This is a genomic window from Ruegeria sp. HKCCA5763 (genome assembly GCF_013034545.1).
In the GTDB taxonomy this organism is placed as follows: domain Bacteria; phylum Pseudomonadota; class Alphaproteobacteria; order Rhodobacterales; family Rhodobacteraceae; genus Ruegeria.
In genome coordinates this window covers 313,882-337,841 of the sequence record NZ_WQGF01000002.1, presented here as the reverse complement: position 1 = coordinate 337,841, position 23,960 = coordinate 313,882, and the positions used below count along the sequence as shown (strand labels likewise).

The following is a 23,960-nucleotide window of genomic DNA, read 5'->3' as shown; positions in this document are numbered from 1 at the left end:
GTTGCGCAGCAGATCATGGGTTTGCGTTTGGTCTTTTTGCCACTAAATGGCATTCTAGGCGCAGCAAAGGATCAAAAGCCATGTTTGAAAAGCGCAGCCATGTGACGCCGGTCGATCCGGTGTGGAACCGCATCACATCCGAGGCCCATGCGGCCGTTGAACAAGAGCCACTTATGGGCGGCCTTGTGCACGCTTGTATCCTGCATCACCGCAGTCTTGAGCGCGCGCTTTCCTATAGGATTTCGGCCAAGCTGTGTTCTAACGAAATGTCGATGATGGTCCTGCGCGAGATTGTCGATGAGGCTTACGGTGATGATCCCAATGTGATCGAAGCGGCGCGGGCCGATTTAATGGCTGTTTACGAACGTGATCCAGCATGCCACCGCCTTTTGCAGCCAATCCTGTATTTCAAAGGCTACCAGGCCATGCAGGCTTATCGCGTCGCGCATTGGCTGTGGAACAAAGGTCGCTATGATCTGGCCTACTTCTTCCAGATGCGCTCGTCCGAGATTTTCGGAATCGACATTCACCCAGCCGCAAAAATCGGAAAGGGTATCATGATCGACCACGCGCATTCGATTGTGATTGGTGAGACTGCTGTTGTGGGTGACAATGTTTCAATGCTGCACTCTGTAACGCTGGGTGGGACCGGCAAGGAAGAGGAACAGCGTCACCCCAAGATCGGTAACGGTGTTCTTATTGGAGCCGGGGCAAAAGTGCTGGGCAACATCGAAGTGGGCCATTGCAGCCGCATCGCCGCCGGTTCGGTGGTATTGCAACCCGTGCCAGCGTGCAAAACTGTTGCAGGTATCCCGGCGAAGATCGTGGGCGAGGCGGGATGTGACCAACCCGCAATTTCGATGGATCATATGCTGGGCAAAGACCAGTAGGTAAAAATCACTTCAAGCGGTTGGTGCGTTTTTCCAACCGCTTGCGCTTGCGTTCCTCTCGTTTTTGCTGACGCAATTCTTTGCGCCGCTTTTGTTCAGCTTTCTGCTCGGCAATCGCCGCAGGATCGTTGGAATTGAATTTCGAGTGCTCACCCGGATAACTGTTCGGTTTCGCAATCGCCTCGTCTGATGCCGTTCCGGTCAGAAAGGTCAAAATTATCAGGCTTTGAACAAGGTTCTTGCGGGTCACAGCGCACTCTCCTTCTGTTTCTACCTTAGAGAAGAAGGTGGGATGGCAGGCTGCTTTAGGCAATTGATGCGCCGATCACGTGGGCTCAATTCGGCGCCAATAGATAGGATGCCCCCGCCCAGCAAGAGCTTGGGCGGGGGCATGTTTCTGCACCTCAGGCCAGCATGACCATCGGGTTTTCCAGATTGTCGACGATGGCCTTGAGAAGTTCCGCCCCCAACGCCCCGTCGATGACGCGATGATCCACAGACATTGTGACAGACATCACGGTTGCCACGGTCAATTCGCCATCATCTCCGACAACAGGCTTTTTCACACCGGTCCCTACAGCAAGAATTCCGGCATGCGGCGGGTTCACAATGGCGTCGAAGTTATCGATGCCGAACATGCCTAGGTTCGAGATGGCAAAGGTGCCGCCCTGGTATTCATGCGGGGCCAATTTGCGCTCACGGGCGCGGCCTGCAAGGTCTTTCATCTCGGTAGACAGGGCGGACAGCGACTTCATGTCAGCATCTTGCAGAACCGGGGTGAACAAGCCGCCTTCGATCGCAACAGCAACAGCCACGTCCGAAGGTTTCAATTGCAGCACCCGGTCGCCCGCCCAAACTGCGTTGCAGGCTGGAACCTGTTGCAGCGCGTTTGCGACGGCCTTGATGATGAAATCATTGACGCTCAGCTTCACGCCACGGCCTTCCAACTGCTTGTTCAGTTGGCTGCGGAACTTGAGCAGCGCATCCAGTTTGATGTCGCGACGCAGGTAGAAATGCGGGATGGTCTGCTTGGCTTCGCCCAAACGCGCGGCAATGGTCTTGCGCATACCGTCTAGCTGAATTTCTTCGTACTCGCGACCTTCGTACATGCGTGCGACCATATCTGCCGAGGGGCCGGCAGGTGCCGCAGCAGGAGCCGAAGCAGCCGCAGTTGGGGCCGGTGCCGCAGCAGTCGTAGCAGCGGTCGCCGTGGTGCTTTCAACATCTGCCTTGACGATGCGGCCATGCGGCCCCGAGCCGCTGATCTGCGAAAGATCCAGACCTTTTTGTGCCGCGATCCGACGGGCCAGAGGTGACGCAAAGATGCGACCGCCATCTGCCGTGACCGAAGCCGCTGGGGCAGGTGCAGGCGCCTCAGTTGTCGCTGCCGTAGAAGCCTCTGTGCCCGCAGCGACCGCTGGTGCAGCCACAGGCGCTGCGGCAGGCGTTGCAGCGATGTCATCCGCGCTTTCGCCGTCTTCCAGCAGAACCGCGATGGCGGTGTTTACCTTGACCCCTTCAGACCCCTCGGGGATCAGGATCTTGCCGATGGTGCCTTCGTCAACGGCTTCGAACTCCATCGTGGCCTTGTCGGTTTCGATCTCGGCCAGCAGGTCGCCGGACGAAACTGCGTCGCCCTCTTTGACGAGCCATTTTGCAAGCGTGCCTTCCTCCATAGTTGGGGATAGGGCGGGCATCAGAATTTCGGTGGGCATGTCTTCATGTCCTCTTACTTCGAAAATGAGTATATCAGCGTTGCGATGTCGATCAGGAGAATGGCCGCGCAGAAGGTGACGAACACCCCCACGACCACAGAGCGCGCCTTCGAGACGCGTGGATGGTTCTTTTCGAGCCACTCGGTGAACAGACCAAGCGCTGCGGCGTCGCTGTGTTCAATGGTTGCCAGATAGTCCATACCCAGTTGCAGGCGCTGTTGCTCGAGTACGATGTAAATGACCGAGGCATAAGACACGACACAGGCAACAGACAGCATGGCTCGGATCGGCCAAGCGCTGGTCAGGTTGCCCTCGACCGATAGCAGATCGAAAGAGATCTGGTCGAGGGCCTCAAGATTGAACGCAATACTGACAAAGGAAACCACCAGGAACGCCGCACATACATAAAGCAGGTTGCGGTTGTTATCCTTGCGCGCGGAGACGAGGCTTTCAAACAGCCAGTCCACGCCCGCAGGATTATGTACGTTCCCGGGGGTCATCGCCTATCGGTAGGTCACTTGTTTGACGGCGGCGATCACCTCATCGGTGGTGATCAGCGCTAGCTTTTCCAAGTTCGCGGCATAGGGCATTGGCACATCCTTGCCGGTGCAGTTGATGACCGGGGCGTCGAGATAGTCGAACGCTTCCTGCATCACCACCGAGCTGATGTAGCTGCCAACGGAACCCTGCGGCCAGCCTTCTTCCACGGTTACCAGACGGTTGGTTTTCATAACCGAGTTGATGATCGCGCCGGTATCCATCGGGCGGATGGTGCGCAGGTCGATCACTTCGGCGCTGATGCCTTCTTCGGCCAGCTTGTCGGCGGCTTCAAGCGCGTATTGCATGCCGATACCGAAGCTGACGATGGTCACGTCGGACCCTTCGCGCCAAATGCGCGCCTTGCCCAGCTGGATGGCCAGGTCATCCACTTGCGGTACTTCAAAAGAGCGCCCGTAGAGGATTTCGTTTTCCAGGAAAACTACGGGGTTGGGATCACGGATTGCCGACTTTAGAAGACCTTTGGCATCCGCGGCCGAATAGGGCATTACAACTTTCAGTCCAGGTACCTGCATGTACCAGGCAGCGTAATCCTGAGAATGCTGGGCAGCCACGCGCGCAGCAGCACCGTTGGGGCCACGGAATACGATTGGGCACCCCATCTGGCCGCCTGACATGTAAAGCGTCTTGGCGGCAGAGTTGATGATCTGGTCAATCGCCTGCATGGCGAAGTTGAAGGTCATGAACTCGACAATCGGTTTCAGACCACCGAACGCCGAACCAACAGCGATACCTGCAAACCCATGTTCGGTGATCGGGGTGTCGATCACGCGTTTGCTGCCGAACTCGTCCAGCAGACCTTGGCTGATCTTATACGCTCCCTGATATTCGGCGACTTCTTCACCCATCAGGTAGACGTCTTCGTCGCTGCGCATTTCCTCGGCCATCGCGTCGCGCAGTGCCTCGCGGACGGTTTCGGATTTCATTTGGGCATCCGCAGGCCAGTCAGGCGACAGATCGACCACCGGTGCGGCAGGTGCAGCAGCGGGGGCAGGGGCCGCTGCGGGGCTAGCCTCGGCTGCCGCTTCTGCTGCAGGAGCCGCTGCGGGCAGGGCAGAGGCGTCTTCGCCGTCTTCCACCAAAACTGCGATAGGGGTGTTCACCTTGACCCCTTCGGTCCCTTCAGCGATCAGGATTTTTCCAACGATCCCTTCATCGACCGCTTCGAATTCCATCGTCGCCTTGTCGGTTTCGATCTCGGCCATAATATCGCCCGAAGATACAGTGTCGCCTTCCTTAACCAGCCACTTGGCCAGCGTGCCCTCTTCCATTGTGGGCGAAAGGGCGGGCATGAGAATTTCGGTTGCCATGTCTTATTCGTCCTCTCAGGCGTAAATGTCGGTCCAGAGCTCTTCGACGGAAGGCTCGGGGCTTTCTTTCGAGAATTCGGCGGCTTGATTGACGATCTCTTTGATCTCTTTATCGATCGCCTTCAGATCATCCTCGGTTGCGTGTTTGCCGGTCAGCAGCAGCTCGCGCACATGTTCGATCGGATCGCTCTGCTCGCGGACCTTCTGAACCTCTTCGCGGGTGCGGTACTTGGCCGGATCAGACATCGAGTGGCCGCGATACCGGTAGGTTTTGACCTCAAGGATGTAAGGGCCTTTGCCCGCACGGCAGTGGGCAACAGCTTTTTCACCTGCGGCCTTAACCGCCAACACATCCATACCGTTGACGATCTCGCCGGGGATGCCAAACGCTTCGCCGCGCACGTAGATGTCCGGCGACGATGTCGAGCGCGCCTGCGCTGTACCCATGGCGTATTGGTTGTTTTCGATCACAAAGACCACAGGAAGATCCCAGAGAGCGGCCATGTTGAACGTCTCATAGACTTGCCCCTGGTTGGCCGCGCCATCACCGAAATAGGTGAATGTCACGCCACCGTTCTCTTTGTATTTGTCAGCAAAGGCCAGACCTGCACCCAGCGGAACTTGTGCGCCAACGATGCCGTGGCCGCCATAGAAATGCTTCTCTTTCGAGAACATGTGCATCGAGCCGCCCTTGCCTTTGGAAAGGCCGCCTTCGCGCCCGGTCAGTTCGGCCATAACGCCGCCCGGATCCATACCGCAGGCCAACATGTGGCCGTGATCGCGATACGAGGTGATGCGTTTGTCCCCTTCCTGAGCTGCCGCTTCGAGGCCGACAACAACGGCTTCCTGTCCGATATAAAGGTGGCAGAAGCCGCCAATCAGACCCATACCATAAAGCTGGCCTGCTTTTTCCTCGAATCGGCGGATCAAAAGCATCTCGCGGTAGTAGGTCTTGAGTTCTTCCGCAGAAACGTTTGGTTTCTTTGTGGTTTTTCGCGCAGCCATTGTGGCGATCTCCCCCTTTCGGACAGATAGTTTAGCGTTAAACTATCTCATAAAGCATTTGATGCTATCTGGCGAGGGTAAATGTGACGCAGCGTCGGATTGCGCTGAGCCACGCTTGTCGAAGCAGGGTAAAATTTTGGATGTGCCAGATTTTTCGACGAAAAATCCAAATCAGGTCAGCGAATGACAATCTCGTCTGCGCGGATCATACCCAGAACCGAACGTGCCTGTTGGTCCAGAAGATCTAGATCAAGGTAGGTATCGGACAGCCTTAGGGTCAGGTTTTCCATCTCGGTGATCTCGGCGTTCAGGTTCGCCAAGTCGCGCGACAGAGCGTCCCGTTCCGCTGCAATCTCGACCCGCCGAAACAGGCCATAGTCTCCTTGCACGGCAGCGAAGGTGAAGTAGACACCCAGCATGAAAGCCACCGAGAAGAAAGCAACTGCGCCCAAACCGGGCCGATGGGAACGGGACACTCTGTTTACCGCCGTATGAAAACTTGCCTCAATAACGGGTCCTTTTTGGACCTCTTTCAGCACTATGTCACAGGTGATTCGGCTTGTGAATCCCCTGACGCGGAAAAATCAGGGGATGAGTCAGAATGTCTCGGCACGCGCAGTAAAACCTTACTGCTCCAACGCTGCAACGCCAGGAAGGGTCTTACCTTCCATCCACTCCAAAAACGCGCCACCCGCGGTGGAAATGTATGAGAAATCATGCGCTGCACCCGATGCGTTCAGGGCTGCAACAGTGTCGCCGCCGCCTGCGACCGAAACCAATTGTCCCGAACGCGTCAAGGCGGCTGCCTTCAGAGCCGCTGCATTGGTGGCTGCATCGAAAGGTTCCAGCTCGAACGCGCCCAGCGGGCCGTTCCAGATCAGGGTTTGGCTTTTTGAAAAGATGTCTGTGATGACAGCAACACTTTCGGGGCCTGCGTCCAGGATCATGCCGTCTTCGGGGCATTGATCTGTGGGCAGCGTTTGATGTGGTGCATGGGCTTCAAACTTCTGTGCGACCACGATGTCCTTTGGCAGAACGATAGTGCAACCGGAGTTTTCGGCTTTGGCCAGAATCTCAGCTGCGGTCCTCTGCATGTCGCGCTCCGCCAATGATTTTCCGACGTTGATCCCTTGGGCAACCAGAAACGTGTTGGCCATTCCGCCACCGATAACCAGATAGTCCACCTTGTTGATAAGGTTGCCAAGCAGCTCCAGCTTGGTCGAAACTTTGGCGCCCCCGACAACTGCCGTTACAGGCCGTTTCGGAGCGCCCAAAGAGCCTTCCAGTGCCTCAAGTTCGGCCTGCATTAGACGGCCTGCACATGCAGGCAGAAGCCGCGCCAGTGCTTCGGTTGAACTGTGGGCCCGGTGTGCGGCCGAGAACGCGTCATTGCAATAGACATCACCAAGCTTGGCCATGCCTGCGGCCAGATCGGCGTCGTTCTTGGTCTCGGCAGCGTGAAAACGGGTGTTTTCCAGCAGCAATACCTGACCTGGTTGAAGCGCTTCGGTCGCCAACTCCGCCTCGGTTCCGACGCAATCAGCGGCAAACAAGACCGGCGCGCCGAACGCGCTTTCCAGTGTTGGCACCAACTGCTTGAGCGAAAGATTCTCGCGTCGCTCGCCGCCCGGACGTCCAAAATGCGCCAGCAAGATCGGCTTTCCGCCCGCAGCAAGGATGTGGCGCACTGTGGGCACGATCCGTTCAATACGCGTTGCGTCGGTGACAGTGCCGTCCACGACCGGTACGTTAATGTCCACACGCACCAAGACGCGTTTGCCACCCAAGTCCATATCGTCCAGTGTTTTCCAGCTCATCTTGCGATCCTCGTCATTGGCAACCGATTTAGGCGGTTCTTTTCCTGCATTTTACCCTCAGGTCAATGCGTCACTTGGCATTCACGCGCGTGCGGCATAGGTATTTGCGCAAGACAAACGACAGGAGGGCCACATGGCCGAGATCAAAGATCCCGAAAACACAATCATCATCGAGCTGAAGGGCGGCAATGTCGTCATCGAGCTGCTGCCGGATGTAGCACCGTTGCACAGCGCGCGGATGAAGGAACTGGCCCGTGGCGGAGAATATGACAACGTGGCCTTTCACCGTGTAATCGACGGCTTCATGGCGCAAACCGGTGACGTTCAGCACGGCGATATGGAAGACGGCTTCAACCTGCGCATGGCGGGCACCGGCGGGTCCTCGTTGCCGAACGTTCCGGCAGAATTTTCCAAACTGCCGCATGATCGGGGCACGCTGGGCGCGGCCCGGTCGCAAAATCCGGATTCGGCCAACTCGCAGTTCTTCATCAACTTCAAGGACAACCACTTCCTGAACGGTCAGTATACCGTCTATGGTCGCGTGATCGATGGCATGGAGCATGTGGATGCGATCGTTCGGGGCGAGCCGCCTGCGAACCCGGATCGCATGATCAGCGTCAAGGTGGCCGCCGATGCATAAGCTGGCTGCAGCCTTTGCACTTCTGGCCAGTCCCGCGTTGGCCAGCGGTTTGCAGATCGACGTCGAAGGGGAGGGAGCCAACGGCACCATCTCGATCGACCTGTTCGAGGATGTCGCACCCAAGCATGTGGAACAGATCACCGCCTTGGCCGCCGACGGTCAGTATGATGGCGTCGTGTTTCACCGCGTGATTGACGGCTTTATGGCGCAAACTGGCGATGTGGAATATGGTAACTCCGGCGCGGCCGGTTTCGACATGCGCAATGCAGGACGTGGCGGATCTGACCGTCCTGACCTGCCGGCTGAGTTTTCCGATGTCACCTTTGACCGGGGCGTGGTCGGCATGGCCCGTTCGAATGACCCGGATTCAGCCAATTCGCAGTTTTTCATCATGTTCGAACCCGGCCCGTTCCTAGACGGGCAGTACACTGTAGTCGGTCAGGTGACTGACGGCATGGATGTGGTGGACGCAATCAAGCGCGGTGCCGGTCAAAACGGTGCGATCATTGGCGCACCGGACGTGATGAAGAAAGTCACAGTCATCGAATGAACGAAAAAGCCCGACGCGCGTTACCGCATCGGGCTTTTCCATATTGTGGGTTGCACGAACCGGAATCAATCGTCGGGTGACATCATCTTCCAGATCACCGCGCCGATCGCTCCACCGATCAATGGGGCCACCCAGAACAGCCAGAGCTGCGCCAAGGCCGGGCCATCCGCGAACAGCGCCACTCCGGTAGACCGCGCCGGATTCACCGATGTGTTGCTGACCGGGATCGACACCAGATGAATCAGCGTCAGCGCCAGACCAATTGCAATCGGCGCGAACCCGGCGGGTGCCTTATCTGACGTTGCACCCAGGATGATGATGATGAAGAAGGCGGTCATCACAATTTCGATCACCAATACGGACATCATCGAATAGCCCTCGGGCGAGGCGTCTCCGTATCCGTTTGATGCAAACCCTCCGACGCCTTCGAAGCCGGGTGCGCCGCTTACGATCAGATACAACACGATGGCAGCTGCAATCGCGCCGATGACCTGAGCGCCCCAATAGGGCAACAGATCTTTGGCCGGAAACCGCCCGCCGATCATCAACCCCAAACTGACGGCCGGGTTGAAATGCCCACCCGAGATGTGACCAACCGTGTAAGCCATAGTCAGAACTGTCAGGCCAAAGGCGAAAGACACGCCAAGCCATCCGATGCCGACATCCGCGACACCGGCTGCTAATACGGCACTGCCGCATCCCCCAAGGACCAGCCAGAATGTGCCGAAGAACTCGGCAAGTAATTTCGATGACATGAAAAATCCTCCGCAATGTTATGAGGTTAAGTGTAATTCAAAAATTAGCTTTTGTTAAATTATGACGAACGGGGAATTTGTCGAATGACCTGTCACCTTGGGTAAAAGCGATCAGCGCCACTGTACGGGGTCCAGATGAAACAGTTTTGACAGCTGTTCATAGACCTCCGGATCAGAGTTTCGCAGCGCCCTGGGCCGTTCAAAAAACACTTCAACCGAAACGGCGAAAAACTCTTCGTGCCCTTCCGCACCGTAGGGATCAATCACAGTTGCGCGCCCCATTTCAACGGCCTGTACATGGGCGTCGTAAGCCGTCAGAAACGCGGCCTCCCACTCGGAAAAGCTCTGGTTGGCGCTGAGAACGGGCACACCATTGGCCGAGCCTGTCAGATCGTCGATCTGATGTGCGAACTCGTGGAAGACAACATTTTGCCCGTCGTGGTCGTTCATCGCGCCGCGCCGGCTGTGCGCCCATGACAGGATCACCGGGCCGCGATTCCAGCTTTCTCCGGTGCGTACAATTTCCTTTTCGGTGACAACATAACCGCTGTGGCGGCTCTGTCTGGATTTGAAGGCGCTGGGATAGATCAGGATGGTGGTGAGGTTGTCGTACCAAAGCTCGGTGTTCACAACCAACAGACAGGCTTGCGCGGCGATAGACATTTGCATGTCTTTGGTAACGTCCAGACCGTCGCAGCCGATGAACTCAACCTGATCGAGAAACAGGTTGATCTTACCTTCCAGCTTAGCGCGCAAGCCTTGCGGCAATTTCCGCAGGATCGGGACCTGAGCGTCGATAAGGTGCCGTTCCTGATCCGTCAACGGCGCGGCCAACAGGGCCCGGCGCGCCTGTTGTTTTGACCAAAAGTAATAGGCCGCACCACAAGCAATCAGCGCAACAAGTGTCAGGAATATCAACATGACCCGACCCTAACGCGATCCCCGCACGATCAAAACCCGTTTCCCGAACTGAACAATGCCCCAAAAGAAAAGACGCCGCGGGTTTCCCAGCGGCGTCTCGGGTTTGACCAGAAAGGTCGCGTTATTGTTTGACGTCAGCCGCTGGGTTCGATCCCGATTTGCTACTGCGGCCAGGGTTCAGCGGGTCGTCCTGACGCTGCACTGAACCTTCAAAATGCGCGCCGCTTTCGATGGCGATGGTTTTGTGGATGATGTCGCCTTCAACACGCGCAGTCGAAGTCAGGCGCACCTTCAGGCCACGCACACGGCCCACGATACGACCGTTGATCACCACGTCATCTGCGGTGACTTCACCCTTGATTGTTGCCGATTCACCAATGGTCAGCAGGTGAGCACGAATATCGCCCTCCACGGTGCCTTCCACCTGAATGTCACCGGAGGTCTTGATGTTGCCGGTGATGTGCAGATCCGAGGACAGAACCGACGCCGGCGGCTTTGGCTTGGGCGCAGTGGCAGGTTTCGTCTCGGTCGGTGCAGGGGCCGCTGGGGTCGCCGGAGCGGCAGGTTTGGCCGCCTCAGGTGCCTTGGATGCGGGCTCGTTGATTTTGCTTTTAGAAAACATTTCTCGCAGCCTTGATGTAAGTCATTGGGTTCACGGGCTTTCCGTTCACGCGCACCTCATAGTGCAAATGCGTGCCGGTGGACCGTCCGGTGCTACCCATATCAGCAATATGATCCCCGCGCGAGACCCTTTGGCCAACCTTCACGTTGATCTTGGTGTTATGAGCGTAAAGTGTCTCAATTCCGAACGCGTGCTTGATTTTAACAAGCCGTCCGAAACCCGACTGCCAGCCTGCATGAGTGACCACACCATCCGCAGTTGCAAAGATGTCAGTGCTGTGCGCACCAGCAAAGTCCGCGCCATTATGCATACGGCGACCACCGGTTTTGGGGTCGCGACGTGTGCCAAATCCGCTGGTATAGCGCACAGCACTGTTGACCGGGCTGGCGAAGGGGGCCTTTTCCGCAGCAATCCGGTACAGGTTTAGTTGGTCCATCTGCTCAAGTAGAATGTTTGCACGGGCTTCTTCAGCGGACAGCTCGTCCTCCTCACCACGCGTGCTAAGGGATAAAGGGGTCAGCGGACCGCCCATACCGCTATATCCGCGCCGGACCTCTTCGATAATGCGATCGGTCGGCATGCCGGCCTTACGGAACATCTTGTCCAAAGGTTCGACCGAGATCACCATGGCTTCTTCCAACTGGCGGAAAATCTCGTCGCTGCGTTCCTGCATCAGACGGATTTCCAGTTCCAGCTCATCCCGTTGGTCCAAAGCCTGACGCGCGTCCGAGGCGATTTGATCGCGTTCTTCCGCGGTGCGGGAAAGGGCATTTGTCATGAAGGCCATCTGCACCGGGGTGCTCGAGGCCGTCACGTACATGTCGGCATAATTGGTTTCCTGCTTCAGAACAGCCAGCTCCGTGCGGGCTTCTTCCCGTTGCTTCATCGTGCTGCGCAGCGTCGTCTGGATGACCTCGATACCGGTCTCAAGCTCGCGGCGGCGGTTTTCCGACGCCAGCAACTCGGACTGCATTGCGGAAATCTGTTCCAATGCGGCATTAAAGCGATCTTGTGCGGCCAGTGCTTCTTGCGCGCGTGCGTCCCGTTCGGCTGACAGGATATTCAGGCGCTCTTGATATGTCGCCTGATCGCGCTTGGCTTGTTCTCTGAAGTTGCCCGACCCGATGCTGTCCATCAGCAGTATGGCCGTTGCAACCGCTGTCCACCCAACCATCACCGCGACACCGGTGACTGCGATCACCTGCGTTTCCGAACTCAGCCGAATGAACCGCGTGTCCTTGTCAGATTTCAGAAAGACCCGGCGTTCCGGGAAATACCGCTCAAGCAGTGAGTGTAGCTTTATTGCCAGACGTGTTCGCACGCGCCTTACCTCTCGTCCCCAAATTCGGGACCGGTCGTGGTGCAGTAGCCGTCCCTTGGGCCGAGTGCATAAACGGCTCGCTACGATCGGGCAAGTTTGTTGACCTCTTTGCGGCAAACAGCGCAAAAATCCCCCGAAGATCGGCGGGAATTCGCCGAAATTCACATATAAGTGTCAGTTCGTGACTTCACCCGGCGCGGGCAGGTCTTCTGTCAGAGGCCAATAGAAATCGGGGGGCAGGCCAGCTTCGGCCCGCTTCTCCTCGTTAAAGGGCGGTTTCAGGACGCCGTGGAAATACCGCCGGACCAGGGCGTGGAACACGTCCTTCGGGTCGGCGTTTTCCCGACCGCACAGGAAATGAAACCACTTAGAGCCATAGGCGACATGGCCGACTTCTTCCGCATAGATCACCTCCAACGCGGCAATGGCTTGGTCCGCTTTGGCCTTTCGGAAGATTTCGATCATGCCGGGGGTGACATCCAGACCGCGTGCCTCAAGCACCATGGGAACAACAGCCAGCCGTCCCATCAAGTCTTCGGCAGTATCTTCGGCGGCGCGCCACATTCCGGCGTGGGCGGGCAGGGCGCCATAGTGGCTGCCCATCTGCTCTAGGCAGTCGCACACCAGCTCGAAATGCCGCGATTCCTCTTCGGCGCATTTCACCCAGTCATCGTAAAAGCCGATCGGCATCGGCACATGACCAAACCGCGCGATGATGTCCCAGTGCAGATCGACGGCATTCAACTCAATATGCGCCACAGCGTGCAACAGGGCGATACGCCCGGCCTCGGTCCCGGGTTTCCGCTTTGGCACTTCACGAGGCGAAAGAAGCTCGGGCTTGTCCGGGCGGGCGGGGTTCAAGGGGGGCGTTGCCGCGCCAATTTCGATTGGGTCAGCTTCGCCCTTGCGAGCAGCGAACCATGCGGCGGCGTGCGCTTTGGACAGGGCGGTCTTGGCCCGCCCGTCCGCAGTTGTCAGAACCTCTGTCGCCATCTGTGTCAGTGTCTTGGGCACGGGATCACTCCGACTCTGTCGTGTCGAGGCGGGTCATAAACCGGATGGCATGGCAGGTCGAGAGTGCGCTTACAGCGCCTTCACCGCCTCAAGCACCTCGTCCACATGACCGGGCACTTTGACTTTGCGCCAGACCTTAGCAATGCGACCTTCGGCATCTATGACAAAGGTCGAACGTTCGATGCCCATCGACTTGCGCCCATACATGTTCTTTTCCACCCACACGCCATAGTCCTCGCAAACGGTCGAGTTTTCGTCCGATAAAAGCGGTGTGGTCAGACCATGCTTGGCAACAAATTTGTCATGCTTGGCGACACTGTCGCGCGAGATACCGAAAACTTGAGCACCTGCATCCGCAAAGGCCTGAAGCTGTTCTGAAAAACCAATGGATTCCTTTGTACAGCCCGGCGTATCATCACGGGGATAGAAGAACAAAACCACGGTGCCACCGCGCAATGCCGAAAGCGTCACCTCGCCGCCGCCGTCGCGTGGCAGGGTGAAGTCGGGGGCCATGTCTGAAATACCGGGCATTGGAAACTCCGCTAAAGGTTTTTAAAGGCTGCCTGATATCATAGGGCAACACGTGCGGGTTGGAAGGCGTGGACAGTAAATTGAAGCAGCATGACGACGAACAAGACGAACCGGTACAACCGGTGCGTCGACGGTCGCGTCGGAGGGCCGCTGGTCTTTGGGCCATGCGCGGTGCTTTCATGCTGGCGCTTCTTGCGCTGTTCGCCGGTTTCATGGTGGTGGGGCAAAGGATGCACGCGCCTGCCTGGTTGCGGGACAGGGTCGAAACGCGGCTTGAACAGGCGCTGGGTGGTCTGCAAATCCGCTTTGGCGATGTCAGCTTCATCATTCACGAAGGCTGGCGGCCCCGTCTGCGTCTGACCGACGTTGCCATCAGCGACGCGGCGGGCCAGCAGATTGCGCAGGTCTCGGACATGCGTGCCAGCCTTGCCATGCGCCCTTTGTTGCGCGGGCATGTTCGCCCAAAACGCATCATCCTGAGCGGAGCTCAAATCGCCCTGACCCGAGGCATGGATGGGGCGTTGACCCTGACTGTGGGGTCTGGCAGCGCTCCGGTACAAGAGGCACCGAACCTGGCAGAGCTGATCGAGGCGTCCGATCAGGTATTCCTGTCTCCGGCTCTGTCTGCTCTCACCTCGGTCGAGCTTGATGCAATCACGCTGGATTACAGCGATTTGCGGCAGGGTCGGTCCTGGGTGCTGGATGGTGGTCATATTCAGGCCAACCGCAGTGACAACGAAGTACGACTCGCTACCGGGTTTTCGGTTCTTTCGGGGCGGGATTACGTCAGTGCCATCGAGGCCAACTATACCAGCATCCTTGGCACCCCTGCCGCTCAGTTCGGCATCTCGGTCTCGGACCTGCCTGCCGAGGATATCGCCGGTCAAAGCCCTGTTTTGGCGTGGCTGCAGGTCTTGCGGGCCCCCATATCGGGTGCCTTGCGCGGTAGTATCGACGATAGCGGTGCCATCGGAACGGGCTTTGCAACGCTCAACCTTGGGGCAGGGGTCGTGCAGCCCAACCGTGAAACGCGCCCGGTGCCTTTTGAATCTGCCCGCACCTATTTCACCTATGATCCTAAAACGCATGCGCTGGATTTCAACGAAGTGTCAGTGGTATCGGCTTGGGGCGAAGTGCAAGCAGACGGTACGGCGTTCCTGCAGGGGGTGGAAGATGGTGTCCTGGACAGCCTGACCGCGCAATTGCGTTTGTCGGGCCTCAATGTGAACCCCGCCAACCTGTTTCCAGAGCCAATCCAATTGTCCCGCGCCAGCGTGGATTTCAAAATGGTGTTGGACCCTTTCGAGTTGCGTTTGGGACAGGTCACTGTTGAAGACCCAGGTCACATCATACGCGCCTTTGGAGTTCTGAGCGGCCGGCCCGACGGCTGGGCAGTGGAATTGGATGCACATCTGGATCAGATGACCTCGGACAAGGTTCTCAGTTACTGGCCCGAACTTTTGGCACCGAAACCGCGCGAGTGGGTTACCAAGAACCTTTACGAAGGCGTTCTGTCGGACATGGATTTTGCCCTGCGGCTTGAGCCCGGATCCAAGCCCGATATCTATTTGGATTTCGGATTCGAAAAGGCCAAGATTCAGTTCGTCAAAACCCTTCCACCGATCGAGGACGCCCAAGGGCAGGCCAGCCTGATCAATCAACGATTTACTGTCACCGCGCAAAAGGGGGTGGTGATCGCGGACGAAGGTGGTGCAGTGGATGCCGCGGGCACGTCCTTTATCATACCCGATACGGACATAAAGAAATCCGCGCCTGGAATTGCGCGTATACGGGCCAAGGGCAGTGTGACCGCTGCACTGTCGCTGCTGGACCGCCCCCCACTTTCATTGCTGAGCAAAGCAGGATTGCCTGTCGAGCTTGCCAACGGCACCGCTTCGCTGACTGGCACGCTGTCATTGCCGCTGAAAAAGGAGCTGAAGTTTCAGGAAACCGAATTCCATTTCGACGGCAATCTGGCAAACCTTTCCAGCGATCGTCTGGTGCCGGGGTTCACGGTCAGCGCCGCTTTGCTGGATCTGTCCGGCAATCAGTCGGGCGTTCAAATACAAGGGCAAGGGCAATTCGGAGATGTTCCTCTTGAGGCGCTGTGGCGGCAGCCGATTGATGGAAAAACGGCGCAGCGCAGTACGCTAACAGGCCAGATCGAACTGTCCCCGCGCTTGATGGATGAGATCGGGGCCGGGCTACCCCCTGGGATGCTGACCGAGTCGGGTGTTGCGGACATTACCCTGGGTCTTGGAGCAGATACCCCGCCGAAACTGTCCGTTGCGTCGGACCTACAGGGTGTGGCGCTGGCGATCCCGGAACTTGGGTGGCGTAAGGCGGCAACCGCACCGGGCTCACTGACAGCCGAAGCGACATTGGGCAAAGGGTTGAAGGTGGACAGTTTGAACATCGAGGGCGCTGGTCTGCGAACAAGCGCATCGATTACCTTTCGCGAAAACGGAGATTTTGACCGCATACGATTCAGCTCATTCGATCTGGGGAATTGGCTTGCGGTCCCGGCTGAGATGATCGGGCGCGGGGATGCCGTACCAGATATCCGAGTTCTTGGCGGTGTACTGGACATGGGGAAAGCGACGTTCGGCGAAAGCGGCGGCGGCGGGGCAGGTCCGAAGCTGGACGTTGCCTTGGATCGCTTACAAGTGACCGAAGCGGTTGCGCTTACGGGATTTCAGGGAACGTTTCAGACGACTGGTGGCGTAAACGGAGGGTTTACGGCACGGGTGAATGGGGGGGCGGCGGTCTCCGGGCAGGTGACCCCGCGCGGAAACCGCAGTGCCGTGACCCTGACATCGCAGGACGCCGGGGCGGCGTTGCGTTCTGCTGGCGTGCTGACCCAAGCGCGCGAGGGCACATTGAACTTAAGCCTCGAACCGGTGGCAGCACCGGGAAACTATGACGTGGTCCTGAAAATCATCAACACGCGTATCACCGATGCCCCGGCCATGGCGGCCCTCTTGAACGCAATCAGTCTTGTTGGATTGTTGGACGAGATGGCCGGGCAAGGCATTTTCTTCTCGGCGATCGACAGTCGCATGCGGATTACGCCGACGGATATCAAAGTGCTCAGCGGCAGCGCAGTTGGACCATCCATGGGACTTTCGTTTGACGGCACCATCGACACGGTCAACGAGATGCTGAACCTGCGCGGTGCGATTTCGCCAATCTATCTGCTCAACGCCGTGGGCAGCGTTTTCACGCGCAAGGGCGAGGGTGTGTTCGGATTCAACTACACCCTCACCGGGCCGCTGGCTTCTCCGAAAGTTTCGGTGAATCCGCTTTCTGGACTGGCCCCTTTGTTTTTGCGCGATTTGATGCGTCAACCTGCACCAAAGGTATCGGATGGCCCAAACGCGACACCGCAAAAACCAGATGAGCCCAAGCAGACATTCGGGTCACAGCCCAGCGATCGCTGACGACATATGGCCGAATCTTTTGCGGGGATGTAAGGCGCGCGCATGAAACTCAGCGATTTTGACTTCCACCTGCCTGACGACCTGATTGCCACGCGGCCTGCTAGCCCGCGATCCTCGGCGCGTCTGCTGGTGGCGCAGGGGGATCAGACAACGGACAGCCACGTCCTTCATCTGCCCGATTTTTTGCAACCCGGTGACAGGCTAGTGCTGAATGACACGCGCGTCATCCCGGCACGGCTTAATGGTCGCCGCCATCGGGACAGTGCCCAAGGTCCAGTGTCAGCCGGGATCGAGGCGACATTGCTGGATCCTCAGGCCGATGCAACTTGGTCAGCTCTGATCAAGCCCTTGAAAAAAGTGAAGGTTGGGGAAGAGATTGTCTTCTCGGATGACCTGAGCGCCACGCTGGACCGGGTTGAGGATGGGCAGGCCTATCTGCGGTTTAACCTGAGTGGCGAAGATTTTGATAAAGCACTGGAGCAAGCCGGGGCGATGCCGTTGCCGCCGTATATTGCGGCCAAACGTCCGGCGGATGAACAGGACAAAACCGACTATCAAACCATCTGGGCGCGTAATTCGGGTGCCGTAGCCGCGCCGACCGCTTCGCTGCATTTCGATGATGCCCTTTTGTTGGCTTTGGCCGAGCGCGGCGTGAATTTCACTCATGTAACCCTGCACGTGGGGGCAGGCACGTTCCTGCCGGTCAAAGTTGAAGACGTGACAACCCACAAGATGCACGCGGAATGGGGGCAGGTCAGCCCCGAGGCGGCAGCCGAGATTCAGGCCACCAAAGACGCAGGTGGACGGGTGATTCCAGTGGGCACCACAGCCCTGCGTCTGATCGAAAGTGCGGCCCGGTCCGGCCGCATCCAACCCTGGGAAGGGGATACGGATATTTTCATCTATCCGGGCTTCCAGTTCCATGTCACGGACGCGTTGATGACCAATTTCCACCTGCCGAAATCAACGCTGTTGATGCTGGTGTCCGCGTTGATGGGGCAAGATCGAATGTTTGATTTGTATCATCATGCAATAACACAGAAATATCGTTTCTTTTCCTACGGCGACGCGTCGCTTTTGATCCCATGAGGGGCGCGCATGAAGTATCAAAACAGTTCAATGTCGTAGACAAGCGCGACAGAAGCGGTCTTTGATCGCAGTACACAGCGCAACTTAGTTTGGCATCACTCGGAGACCCCAATGATTCAGGTTCTTTCCAGCGCGTGGGCGTTGCTGCTCGGCATGGGGTTGCTGATGGTCGGAAATGGCCTTCAGGGCACTCTTTTGGGTGTTCGCGGCGAGATCGAAGGGTTTTCGACTCTGCATATGTCTATTGTGATGTCCGCCTATTTCGTCGGCTTTCTGGGCGGCTCACGACTTGCCCCTGAAATGATCCGGCGCGTCGGCCATGTGCGGGTCTTTGCAGCGCTTGCGTCTTTCATCTCGGCCGTCATGATCATGTACCCCATGCTCACGAACCCAATCGCCTGGGCACTTGGGCGGGTGGTGATCGGCTTTTGTTTCTCGGGTGTGTATGTCACCGCAGAAAGCTGGTTGAACAACGCGGCCAGCAACGAAAACCGTGGCCAGGCCTTGTCTTTGTACATGATCGTTCAGATGACCGGAATCGTCACGGCGCAGGCCCTGTTGCTGGTGGGCGATCCGGCAGGGTACGAGACATTTGTGATCGCCTCGATCCTTGTTTCGGTTTCCTTCGCGCCGATCCTGTTGTCGATTTCACCAACACCAGCCTTTGATACAACAAAGCCTATGACACTGCGCAAACTGATGGAGACATCACCATTGGGCTGCGTCGGCATGTTCCTGCTGGGTGGAATATTTTCGGCTCAGTTCGGGATGAGCTCGGTCTACGGCGCGCAAGCCGGATTGTCGCTGGTCGAGATTTCAACCTTTGTGGCCGCGTTTTATGTTGGCTCGGTTCTGTTGCAATACCCGATTGGTTGGTTCTCGGACCGTATGGATCGCCGGATTCTGATTCTGACGGTTTCCGTCGTCGGCGGCTGCGGCGCACTGGTGGGAATGTTTTTCGGGGCGACCTTCTCAATCCTGCTGACCGGTGCATTTGTTATTGGAGGCATGACCAGCCCGCTTTATTCCCTGCTGATCGCCTACACCAACGACTATTTGGAATATGACGACATGTCTGCTGCTTCGGGCGGGCTGATCTTCATCAACGGCCTGGGCGCAATTGCCGGTCCGCTGATAACCGGTTGGCTGATGGGCAACGGCATCATGGGCCCTGCAGGTTTCTTCCTGTTTATTGCGACGCTGATGTTTGCGATGGCGTTCTACGCGCTCTACCGAATGACCCAGCGTGCTTATGTACCTGTTGACGAAACCGGAACAATTGCACCGATTATGCCGACATCGTCGCCAGTAGCTTTGGAAGTTGCGCAGGAAGTTGTGATCGAAGCAGCACAAGATGAGCAAGATACGCAAGAAGTCGCTTAAGAAACGAAAATATGTCGCAAATGTTGCAATATGTTACTGTCACAATTCTGTAAAACATTCTTAAATGACCTTACGTCCCTGGGGAGGGCAAATTACGGAGTTTAGGGCAATGGTAGGTCCTGAAGAAGTATTGAGTTTTTGGTTAGATGAAGTTGGTCCCAAGGGGTGGTATCTGCAGGATGACGCATTGGATGCGGAAATCCGAGACCGTTTCTTGTCAACTTGGGAAGCAGCGACAGAAGGCGGATTTTCGCTCTGGCTGACATATCCCAGCGGATCGCTGGCGTATATTATTCTGACAGATCAGTTTCCACGCAACATGTTCCGGGGTCAGGCCCGTGCATTTGCGACTGACCGAGCGGCTTTGGCAGCTGCCAAATGCGCGGTCGACAAGGGGTGGGACAAAAAGATCGACGAACCCGCGCGGCAGTTCTTTTATCTGCCGATGATGCACTCGGAAAATCTGTGTGATCAGGAACGTTGTGTGCGTTTGATCTGCGAAAACCTGAGCGGTGACACAAGCAATCTATTGCACGCACGGGCGCATCGCGAAGTGATCCGCAAGTTCGGTCGGTTCCCCTATCGGAACGAAGCACTGTCGCGCCATTCCACACCACATGAAGTTGCCTATGTCGACATGGGTGGTTATGGGACCACCGTACGCGAGCTTCAGGCAACCGTTTGACCGTTTGAAAATGCTGGCATGCCGCGCCTTGTTCGCGCGGCATAACCTTATGAGCCTGGTTCACACCCTTTGAAATCCAAAATGCGCTTGGACACGACGTCCGCGCCGCTATTGATGGTCTGGGCTATCAAAACCTGAGGCTCGTCTGCCAGACTGATCAACCTATCCTGTGCTGTCTGCAACTTTTGTTCCAAGGAATTTAGTCGGGCTAAGGTCGATTGGATATCCTTGGTTGTTTGACTGTCTAAACCAATTGCCTTTTTCGGCAACGCGGCTAAGTCGTCTCGTAATGCCGCAAGCTCTGTTCGAATGTTCGTTGTCTCCTCTCGGAGCGGAGCAACGACTTGCACTGTTTCAGAAAACTCCGCCGTGATGCTCTCCACCTTTGACGCCAACTGCCAGCCCAGAAACAGGCACAAGGCCACAAGGATCAACGTGGCGTTGAGCAAAGCAAGCAGCAGGTCTTTGAGTGTTTTCGCCATAGTCAGCCTCTTGAATGTCCTTTGTTAAGAAATGCCCGAACGGTGTCGACAGTTCAGTTCTAGCCATGGATCGGGCTTGGGTATAGGCTGAAATCCACGTCTTCAGGTGTGGCTTACCTCGCGTCGCTTTTGTCGCGGGGCGCGCCTGTTGATGTGTTTTGAAAAGTAGTTTAATGGTAAACTAATTTTTCAACACCTGCGCCGAGAGGGACACATGGCTGCACAATCTTATGATCTGATCGTAATCGGGGCTGGCCCCGGCGGCTATGTCGCTGCAATCCGTGCCGCCCAGTTGGGTCTGAAAACCGTCGTTGTCGAACGCGAACATCTTGGAGGCATTTGCCTGAACTGGGGTTGTATCCCCACCAAGGCATTGCTTCGCTCATCCGAAGTGTTCCATCTGATGGAACGCGCCAAGGATTTCGGCTTGAAAGCTGACAAGATTGGTTACGACCTGGATGCGGTAGTCAAAAGGTCACGGGGTGTGGCCGGACAACTTTCAGGCGGGATTGGTCATCTTCTGAAGAAGAACAAGGTCGCTGTTGTGATGGGCGAGGCCACGATCGCTGCCAAGGGCAAGGTCAGCGTCAAGACCGACAAGGGCACCGAAGAACTCACCGCCAAGAACATCATTTTGGCCACCGGCGCGCGGGCGCGGGAATTGCCGGGGCTTGAGGCGGATGGTGATCTGGTCTGGACCTACAAACATGCGCTGCAACCGCCACGTATGCCGAAGAAACTGCTGGTCATTGGGTCCGGCGCGATTGGCATCGAATTCGCCAGCTTCTACAACACGCTTGGCGCGGACACGACCGTGGTCGAAGTGATGGATCGCGTTCTGCCGGTTGAGGATGCCGAGATCAGCGCATTGGCGAAAAAGGCCTTCACCAAGCAAGGCATGACCATCATGGAAAAGGCGATGGTCAAGCAATTGGACCGGGGTAAAGGTAAAGTGACCGCTCATATCGAGGTTGAGGGCAAGGTCGAAAAGTATGATTTCGACACCGTGATTTCGGCGGTAGGCATCGTCGGTAATGTCGAAAACCTTGGCCTCGAAGCGCTGGGGGTCAAGATCGACCGCACGCATGTGGTGACGGATGAATTCTGCCGCACCGGTGTCGAAGGGCTGTACGCAATCGGTGATATCGCAGGTGCACCATGGCTGGCGCATAAGGCCAGTCACGAGGGCGTCATGGTCGCGGATCTTATCGCGGGTAAACACGCACACCCGGTCAAACCCGAGAGCATTGCAGGATGTACCTACTGCCAGCCTCAGGTCGCGTCCGTTGGCTACACCGAAGCCAAAGCCAAAGAACTGGGTTACGACATCAAGGTCGGGCGCTTCCCGTTCATCGGCAACGGCAAGGCTATTGCCCTGGGGGAACCAGAGGGGCTGATCAAAACCGTCTTTGACGCCAAGACAGGAGAGCTTCTGGGCGCACATATGATCGGCGCGGAAGTGACGGAACTGATCCAGGGCTATGTGGTTGGACGCCAGCTGGAGACCACCGAAGAAGATCTGATGAACACGGTCTTCCCGCACCCAACCTTGTCAGAGATGATGCACGAAAGCGTTCTGGACGCTTACGATCGCGTGATCCACATGTAAGGGAAGGGGGCTCTGCCCCCGCCGCGGCAAGCCGCGACTCCCCCGAGGTATTTATAGCCAGATGAAGCAGGGGATCCGCACTTCATCTGGCCGAAAATACCTCGGAGCGCGAGGCAGAGCCTCGCAAAAACACTTTACTTGTTCAAAGCATCCAGAATGCGGGCCCAGGATCGGATGCCCTTGTGAAAGCTTTTGACATCATATTTCTCGTTCGGTGAGTGAATTGCGTCATCATCGTTTGCATAACCGACCAGCATGGAATCGAGCCCGAGAACGGTGTTGAAGTACCCGACCACCGGAATAGAGCCACCCATGCCAGTAAAGACCGCCTCGCGATCCCATTCGTCAGACAAGGCGTCGCGCGCGGCTTCGAACTCTGGGCGGTCCAAATTCATGACAGAGGCTGGTGAGCCTTCAAGGTCATTGTCCCAGATCACTTTGGCGTCCGGAGACAGACGCTCCTCGACATGTTTGCGAATTTTGTCGCGCAGAGCGTCGGGATTCATGTCACCGACGAGACGGCAGGTGATTTTGCAATGTGCCTCGGATGGGATCACGGTTTTCGAACCAGCCCCGTTGTAACCGCCCCAAAGCCCGTTCACCTCAAGCGTTGGACGCGCCCATTGCTGTTCAAGTGTCGAATACCCCTTTTCGCCGTGCGGCTGGGTGTAGCCGACCGAATTTAGGTAGTCTGCTTCGTCGAAACCGCAGTTTTGCCACTGGCGGAGTTGATCCTCAGGTACTTCGTGGACGCCTTCGTAAAATCCGTCAACGGTTACGCGGCCGGTTTCGTCATCGTAGAAAGAGGCCACGATTTTCGACAGTTCCCGCAAGGGGTTTAGACCTGGGCCACCGTAGTGGCCGGAATGCAGATCGATACGGGGTCCGATGATGGTGAACTCATCCTTCAGCATACCGCGCAGTTGGGCAGCTATGGAGGGAACCCCGCGTGAGACCATCGAGGTGTCGCAGACCAGTGCTAGGTCGGCTTTGAGCTCGGCCGCGTTTTCCTTAAGGAACGGGACGAGTGATGGAGACCCCGATTCTTCCTCGCCTTCAAAGAAGAAGGTGATGCGACAGGGCAGGGATCCATGCACAGCCTTCCAAGCGCGGCAGGCTTCGACAAAAGTCATCAGTTGCCCCTTGTCGTCCGATGCGCCACGTCCACGGATAACGGGGCCGTGCTCGGTATCTTCGATTGCAGGATCAAATGGGTCGCGTGTCCACAGGTTCAGCGGATCAACCGGTTGCACATCATAGTGGCCGTAGAACAGGATATGCGGAGCGTCTGCGTCTTCTCCCACATGGCCAACAACCATGGGGTGGCCCGGCGTTTCTCGCTTTTCCGCGTCTATTCCGATACTGCGAAGGTCGTTGACCAACCAATCTGCGGCGCGGTTGACCTCGTCCTTGAACGCGGGATCGGTTGAAATGGATTGGATGCGCAATAATTCCATCAGGCGGTCGATCGAGGTTTGCAGATCATCGTCAATCCGGTTCAGCACGGTGTCTAGCGACATAGGGGGCTCCTGCTTTTCTAGGTTGGGCGAACCCTAACAGCGTGATCAGCGCCGTCCAGAGCGGTTTTGACGAAAACCAAAGTATCGTACGACGCATTGTGAT

At 57.0% G+C, this 23,960-nt stretch carries 23 protein-coding genes; 8 read left to right on the top strand and 15 right to left on the bottom strand.

What is annotated here, in order from left to right; translation table 11 throughout:
* Nucleotides 1–80: 80 nt before the first annotated feature.
* Complete coding sequence (cysE, locus tag GOV89_RS06055) at nt 81–890, top strand: serine O-acetyltransferase (protein ID WP_171179647.1); 810 nt, start codon at nt 81–83, stop codon at nt 888–890.
* 7 nt (nt 891–897) lie between these two features.
* Here the strand turns inward: cysE and GOV89_RS06050 are convergent, their stop codons facing one another.
* The 7 genes from GOV89_RS06050 to pgk form a co-directional block, all read right to left on the bottom strand.
* Nucleotides 898–1,140 carry a hypothetical protein gene (locus tag GOV89_RS06050; RefSeq protein ID WP_171237772.1) on the bottom strand — a complete coding sequence of 81 codons (243 nt, stop codon included), beginning with the start codon at nt 1,138–1,140 and terminating at the stop codon, nt 898–900.
* Nucleotides 1,141–1,294: 154 nt separating this feature from the next.
* Nucleotides 1,295–2,605, bottom strand: a complete 1,311-nt coding sequence (locus GOV89_RS06045) for a pyruvate dehydrogenase complex dihydrolipoamide acetyltransferase (RefSeq protein WP_171237771.1) — start codon at nt 2,603–2,605, stop codon at nt 1,295–1,297.
* A 14-nt stretch (nt 2,606–2,619) separates the two neighbouring features.
* Nucleotides 2,620–3,105: a hypothetical protein gene (locus GOV89_RS06040; protein ID WP_171234497.1), complete on the bottom strand. Its 486-nt coding sequence runs from the start codon at nt 3,103–3,105 to the stop codon at nt 2,620–2,622.
* 3 nt (nt 3,106–3,108) lie between these two features.
* Nucleotides 3,109–4,473: a pyruvate dehydrogenase complex E1 component subunit beta gene (locus GOV89_RS06035; RefSeq protein WP_171237770.1), complete on the bottom strand. Its 1,365-nt coding sequence runs from the start codon at nt 4,471–4,473 to the stop codon at nt 3,109–3,111.
* A 15-nt stretch (nt 4,474–4,488) separates the two neighbouring features.
* Nucleotides 4,489–5,478 carry a pyruvate dehydrogenase (acetyl-transferring) E1 component subunit alpha gene (gene pdhA, locus GOV89_RS06030; RefSeq protein WP_171179657.1) on the bottom strand — a complete coding sequence of 330 codons (990 nt, stop codon included), beginning with the start codon at nt 5,476–5,478 and terminating at the stop codon, nt 4,489–4,491.
* A 176-nt stretch (nt 5,479–5,654) separates the two neighbouring features.
* Nucleotides 5,655–5,954 carry a septum formation initiator family protein gene (locus GOV89_RS06025; RefSeq protein WP_171237769.1) on the bottom strand — a complete coding sequence of 100 codons (300 nt, stop codon included), beginning with the start codon at nt 5,952–5,954 and terminating at the stop codon, nt 5,655–5,657.
* Nucleotides 5,955–6,104: 150 nt separating this feature from the next.
* On the bottom strand, nt 6,105–7,295 hold the full coding sequence (gene pgk, locus GOV89_RS06020) for a phosphoglycerate kinase (protein WP_171237768.1): 1,191 nt from the start codon (nt 7,293–7,295) through the stop codon (nt 6,105–6,107).
* A 133-nt stretch (nt 7,296–7,428) separates the two neighbouring features.
* Here pgk and GOV89_RS06015 point away from each other — a divergent pair, with 133 nt between their 5' ends.
* Together GOV89_RS06015 and GOV89_RS06010 are read left to right on the top strand one after the other, a co-directional pair.
* Nucleotides 7,429–7,935 carry a peptidylprolyl isomerase gene (locus GOV89_RS06015; protein WP_171179664.1) on the top strand — a complete coding sequence of 169 codons (507 nt, stop codon included), beginning with the start codon at nt 7,429–7,431 and terminating at the stop codon, nt 7,933–7,935.
* The gene (locus GOV89_RS06010; protein WP_171179666.1) at nt 7,928–8,485 is read left to right on the top strand and encodes a peptidylprolyl isomerase; all 558 of its coding nucleotides are present in this window, start codon (nt 7,928–7,930) and stop codon (nt 8,483–8,485) included. Before GOV89_RS06015 ends, GOV89_RS06010 begins: the two co-directional genes overlap by 8 nt.
* Before the next feature lie 65 nt (nt 8,486–8,550).
* On the opposite strand, the gene aqpZ is transcribed toward GOV89_RS06010, so the two are convergent.
* The 6 genes from aqpZ to GOV89_RS05980 all read right to left on the bottom strand — a co-directional run bounded on the left by aqpZ (nt 8,551) and on the right by GOV89_RS05980 (nt 13,649).
* Nucleotides 8,551–9,240: an aquaporin Z gene (aqpZ, locus tag GOV89_RS06005; RefSeq protein WP_171237767.1), complete on the bottom strand. Its 690-nt coding sequence runs from the start codon at nt 9,238–9,240 to the stop codon at nt 8,551–8,553.
* A gap of 111 nt (nt 9,241–9,351) precedes the next feature.
* Nucleotides 9,352–10,161, bottom strand: coding sequence for a zinc-dependent peptidase (locus tag GOV89_RS06000; RefSeq protein WP_171237766.1), 810 nt, complete (start codon nt 10,159–10,161; stop codon nt 9,352–9,354).
* A 121-nt stretch (nt 10,162–10,282) separates the two neighbouring features.
* Complete coding sequence (locus GOV89_RS05995) at nt 10,283–10,783, bottom strand: polymer-forming cytoskeletal protein (RefSeq protein ID WP_171179672.1); 501 nt, start codon at nt 10,781–10,783, stop codon at nt 10,283–10,285.
* A complete protein-coding gene (locus GOV89_RS05990; RefSeq protein ID WP_171237765.1) occupies nt 10,773–12,104 on the bottom strand; it encodes a DUF5930 domain-containing protein in 1,332 nt (443 codons plus the stop codon). The genes GOV89_RS05995 and GOV89_RS05990 overlap by 11 nt, the downstream gene beginning before the upstream one ends.
* Before the next feature lie 174 nt (nt 12,105–12,278).
* Entirely contained in the window at nt 12,279–13,097 is an 819-nt protein-coding gene (locus GOV89_RS05985) for a ferritin-like domain-containing protein (RefSeq protein WP_171180055.1), read from the bottom strand.
* 90 nt (nt 13,098–13,187) lie between these two features.
* The gene (locus GOV89_RS05980) at nt 13,188–13,649 is read right to left on the bottom strand and encodes a peroxiredoxin (RefSeq protein WP_171237764.1); all 462 of its coding nucleotides are present in this window, start codon (nt 13,647–13,649) and stop codon (nt 13,188–13,190) included.
* A gap of 68 nt (nt 13,650–13,717) precedes the next feature.
* On the opposite strand from GOV89_RS05980, the gene GOV89_RS05975 reads away from it, so the two are divergent.
* The 4 genes from GOV89_RS05975 to GOV89_RS05960 all read left to right on the top strand — a co-directional run bounded on the left by GOV89_RS05975 (nt 13,718) and on the right by GOV89_RS05960 (nt 20,246).
* Nucleotides 13,718–17,089 (top strand): DUF3971 domain-containing protein, encoded by a 3,372-nt coding sequence (locus GOV89_RS05975; RefSeq protein WP_371809965.1) that lies wholly within the window; start codon nt 13,718–13,720, stop codon nt 17,087–17,089.
* 42 nt (nt 17,090–17,131) lie between these two features.
* Nucleotides 17,132–18,178 (top strand): tRNA preQ1(34) S-adenosylmethionine ribosyltransferase-isomerase QueA, encoded by a 1,047-nt coding sequence (gene queA, locus GOV89_RS05970; protein ID WP_171234486.1) that lies wholly within the window; start codon nt 17,132–17,134, stop codon nt 18,176–18,178.
* Between the two features lie 111 nt (nt 18,179–18,289).
* A complete protein-coding gene (locus tag GOV89_RS05965; protein WP_171179682.1) occupies nt 18,290–19,561 on the top strand; it encodes an MFS transporter in 1,272 nt (423 codons plus the stop codon).
* A gap of 109 nt (nt 19,562–19,670) precedes the next feature.
* Entirely contained in the window at nt 19,671–20,246 is a 576-nt protein-coding gene (locus GOV89_RS05960) for a DUF924 family protein (protein WP_171237762.1), read from the top strand.
* A gap of 47 nt (nt 20,247–20,293) precedes the next feature.
* Here the strand turns inward: GOV89_RS05960 and GOV89_RS05955 are convergent, their stop codons facing one another.
* Nucleotides 20,294–20,728, bottom strand: a complete 435-nt coding sequence (locus GOV89_RS05955) for a hypothetical protein (RefSeq protein WP_171179686.1) — start codon at nt 20,726–20,728, stop codon at nt 20,294–20,296.
* A gap of 214 nt (nt 20,729–20,942) precedes the next feature.
* Between GOV89_RS05955 and lpdA the strand changes: the two genes are divergently transcribed.
* Nucleotides 20,943–22,337 (top strand): dihydrolipoyl dehydrogenase, encoded by a 1,395-nt coding sequence (gene lpdA, locus GOV89_RS05950; RefSeq protein WP_171179688.1) that lies wholly within the window; start codon nt 20,943–20,945, stop codon nt 22,335–22,337.
* Between the two features lie 134 nt (nt 22,338–22,471).
* On the opposite strand, the gene GOV89_RS05945 is transcribed toward lpdA, so the two are convergent.
* Nucleotides 22,472–23,857 (bottom strand): dipeptidase, encoded by a 1,386-nt coding sequence (locus GOV89_RS05945; protein WP_171237761.1) that lies wholly within the window; start codon nt 23,855–23,857, stop codon nt 22,472–22,474.
* Nucleotides 23,858–23,960 lie beyond the last annotated feature (103 nt).

Bases quoted from the DNA above. Each gene is read 5' to 3' on its own strand.
- GOV89_RS05955 (WP_171179686.1), bottom strand. From the start codon at position 20,728: ATGGCGAAAACACTCAAAGACCTGCTGCTTGCTTTGCTCAACGCCACG.
- GOV89_RS05945 (WP_171237761.1), bottom strand. From the start codon at position 23,857: ATGTCGCTAGACACCGTGCTGAACCGGATTGACGATGATCTGCAAACC.
- GOV89_RS06040 (WP_171234497.1), bottom strand. From the start codon at position 3,105: ATGACCCCCGGGAACGTACATAATCCTGCGGGCGTGGACTGGCTGTTT.
- GOV89_RS06045 (WP_171237771.1), bottom strand. From the start codon at position 2,605: ATGCCCACCGAAATTCTGATGCCCGCCCTATCCCCAACTATGGAGGAA.
- GOV89_RS05960 (WP_171237762.1), top strand. From the start codon at position 19,671: ATGGTAGGTCCTGAAGAAGTATTGAGTTTTTGGTTAGATGAAGTTGGT.
- lpdA (WP_171179688.1), top strand. From the start codon at position 20,943: ATGGCTGCACAATCTTATGATCTGATCGTAATCGGGGCTGGCCCCGGC.
- aqpZ (WP_171237767.1), bottom strand. From the start codon at position 9,240: ATGTCATCGAAATTACTTGCCGAGTTCTTCGGCACATTCTGGCTGGTC.
- GOV89_RS05985 (WP_171180055.1), bottom strand. From the start codon at position 13,097: ATGGCGACAGAGGTTCTGACAACTGCGGACGGGCGGGCCAAGACCGCC.
- GOV89_RS05965 (WP_171179682.1), top strand. From the start codon at position 18,290: ATGATTCAGGTTCTTTCCAGCGCGTGGGCGTTGCTGCTCGGCATGGGG.
- GOV89_RS05980 (WP_171237764.1), bottom strand. From the start codon at position 13,649: ATGCCCGGTATTTCAGACATGGCCCCCGACTTCACCCTGCCACGCGAC.
- cysE (WP_171179647.1), top strand. From the start codon at position 81: ATGTTTGAAAAGCGCAGCCATGTGACGCCGGTCGATCCGGTGTGGAAC.
- pdhA (WP_171179657.1), bottom strand. From the start codon at position 5,478: ATGGCTGCGCGAAAAACCACAAAGAAACCAAACGTTTCTGCGGAAGAA.
- queA (WP_171234486.1), top strand. From the start codon at position 17,132: ATGAAACTCAGCGATTTTGACTTCCACCTGCCTGACGACCTGATTGCC.
- GOV89_RS06000 (WP_171237766.1), bottom strand. From the start codon at position 10,161: ATGTTGATATTCCTGACACTTGTTGCGCTGATTGCTTGTGGTGCGGCC.
- GOV89_RS06015 (WP_171179664.1), top strand. From the start codon at position 7,429: ATGGCCGAGATCAAAGATCCCGAAAACACAATCATCATCGAGCTGAAG.
- GOV89_RS06035 (WP_171237770.1), bottom strand. From the start codon at position 4,473: ATGGCAACCGAAATTCTCATGCCCGCCCTTTCGCCCACAATGGAAGAG.
- GOV89_RS06010 (WP_171179666.1), top strand. From the start codon at position 7,928: ATGCATAAGCTGGCTGCAGCCTTTGCACTTCTGGCCAGTCCCGCGTTG.
- GOV89_RS05995 (WP_171179672.1), bottom strand. From the start codon at position 10,783: ATGTTTTCTAAAAGCAAAATCAACGAGCCCGCATCCAAGGCACCTGAG.
- pgk (WP_171237768.1), bottom strand. From the start codon at position 7,295: ATGAGCTGGAAAACACTGGACGATATGGACTTGGGTGGCAAACGCGTC.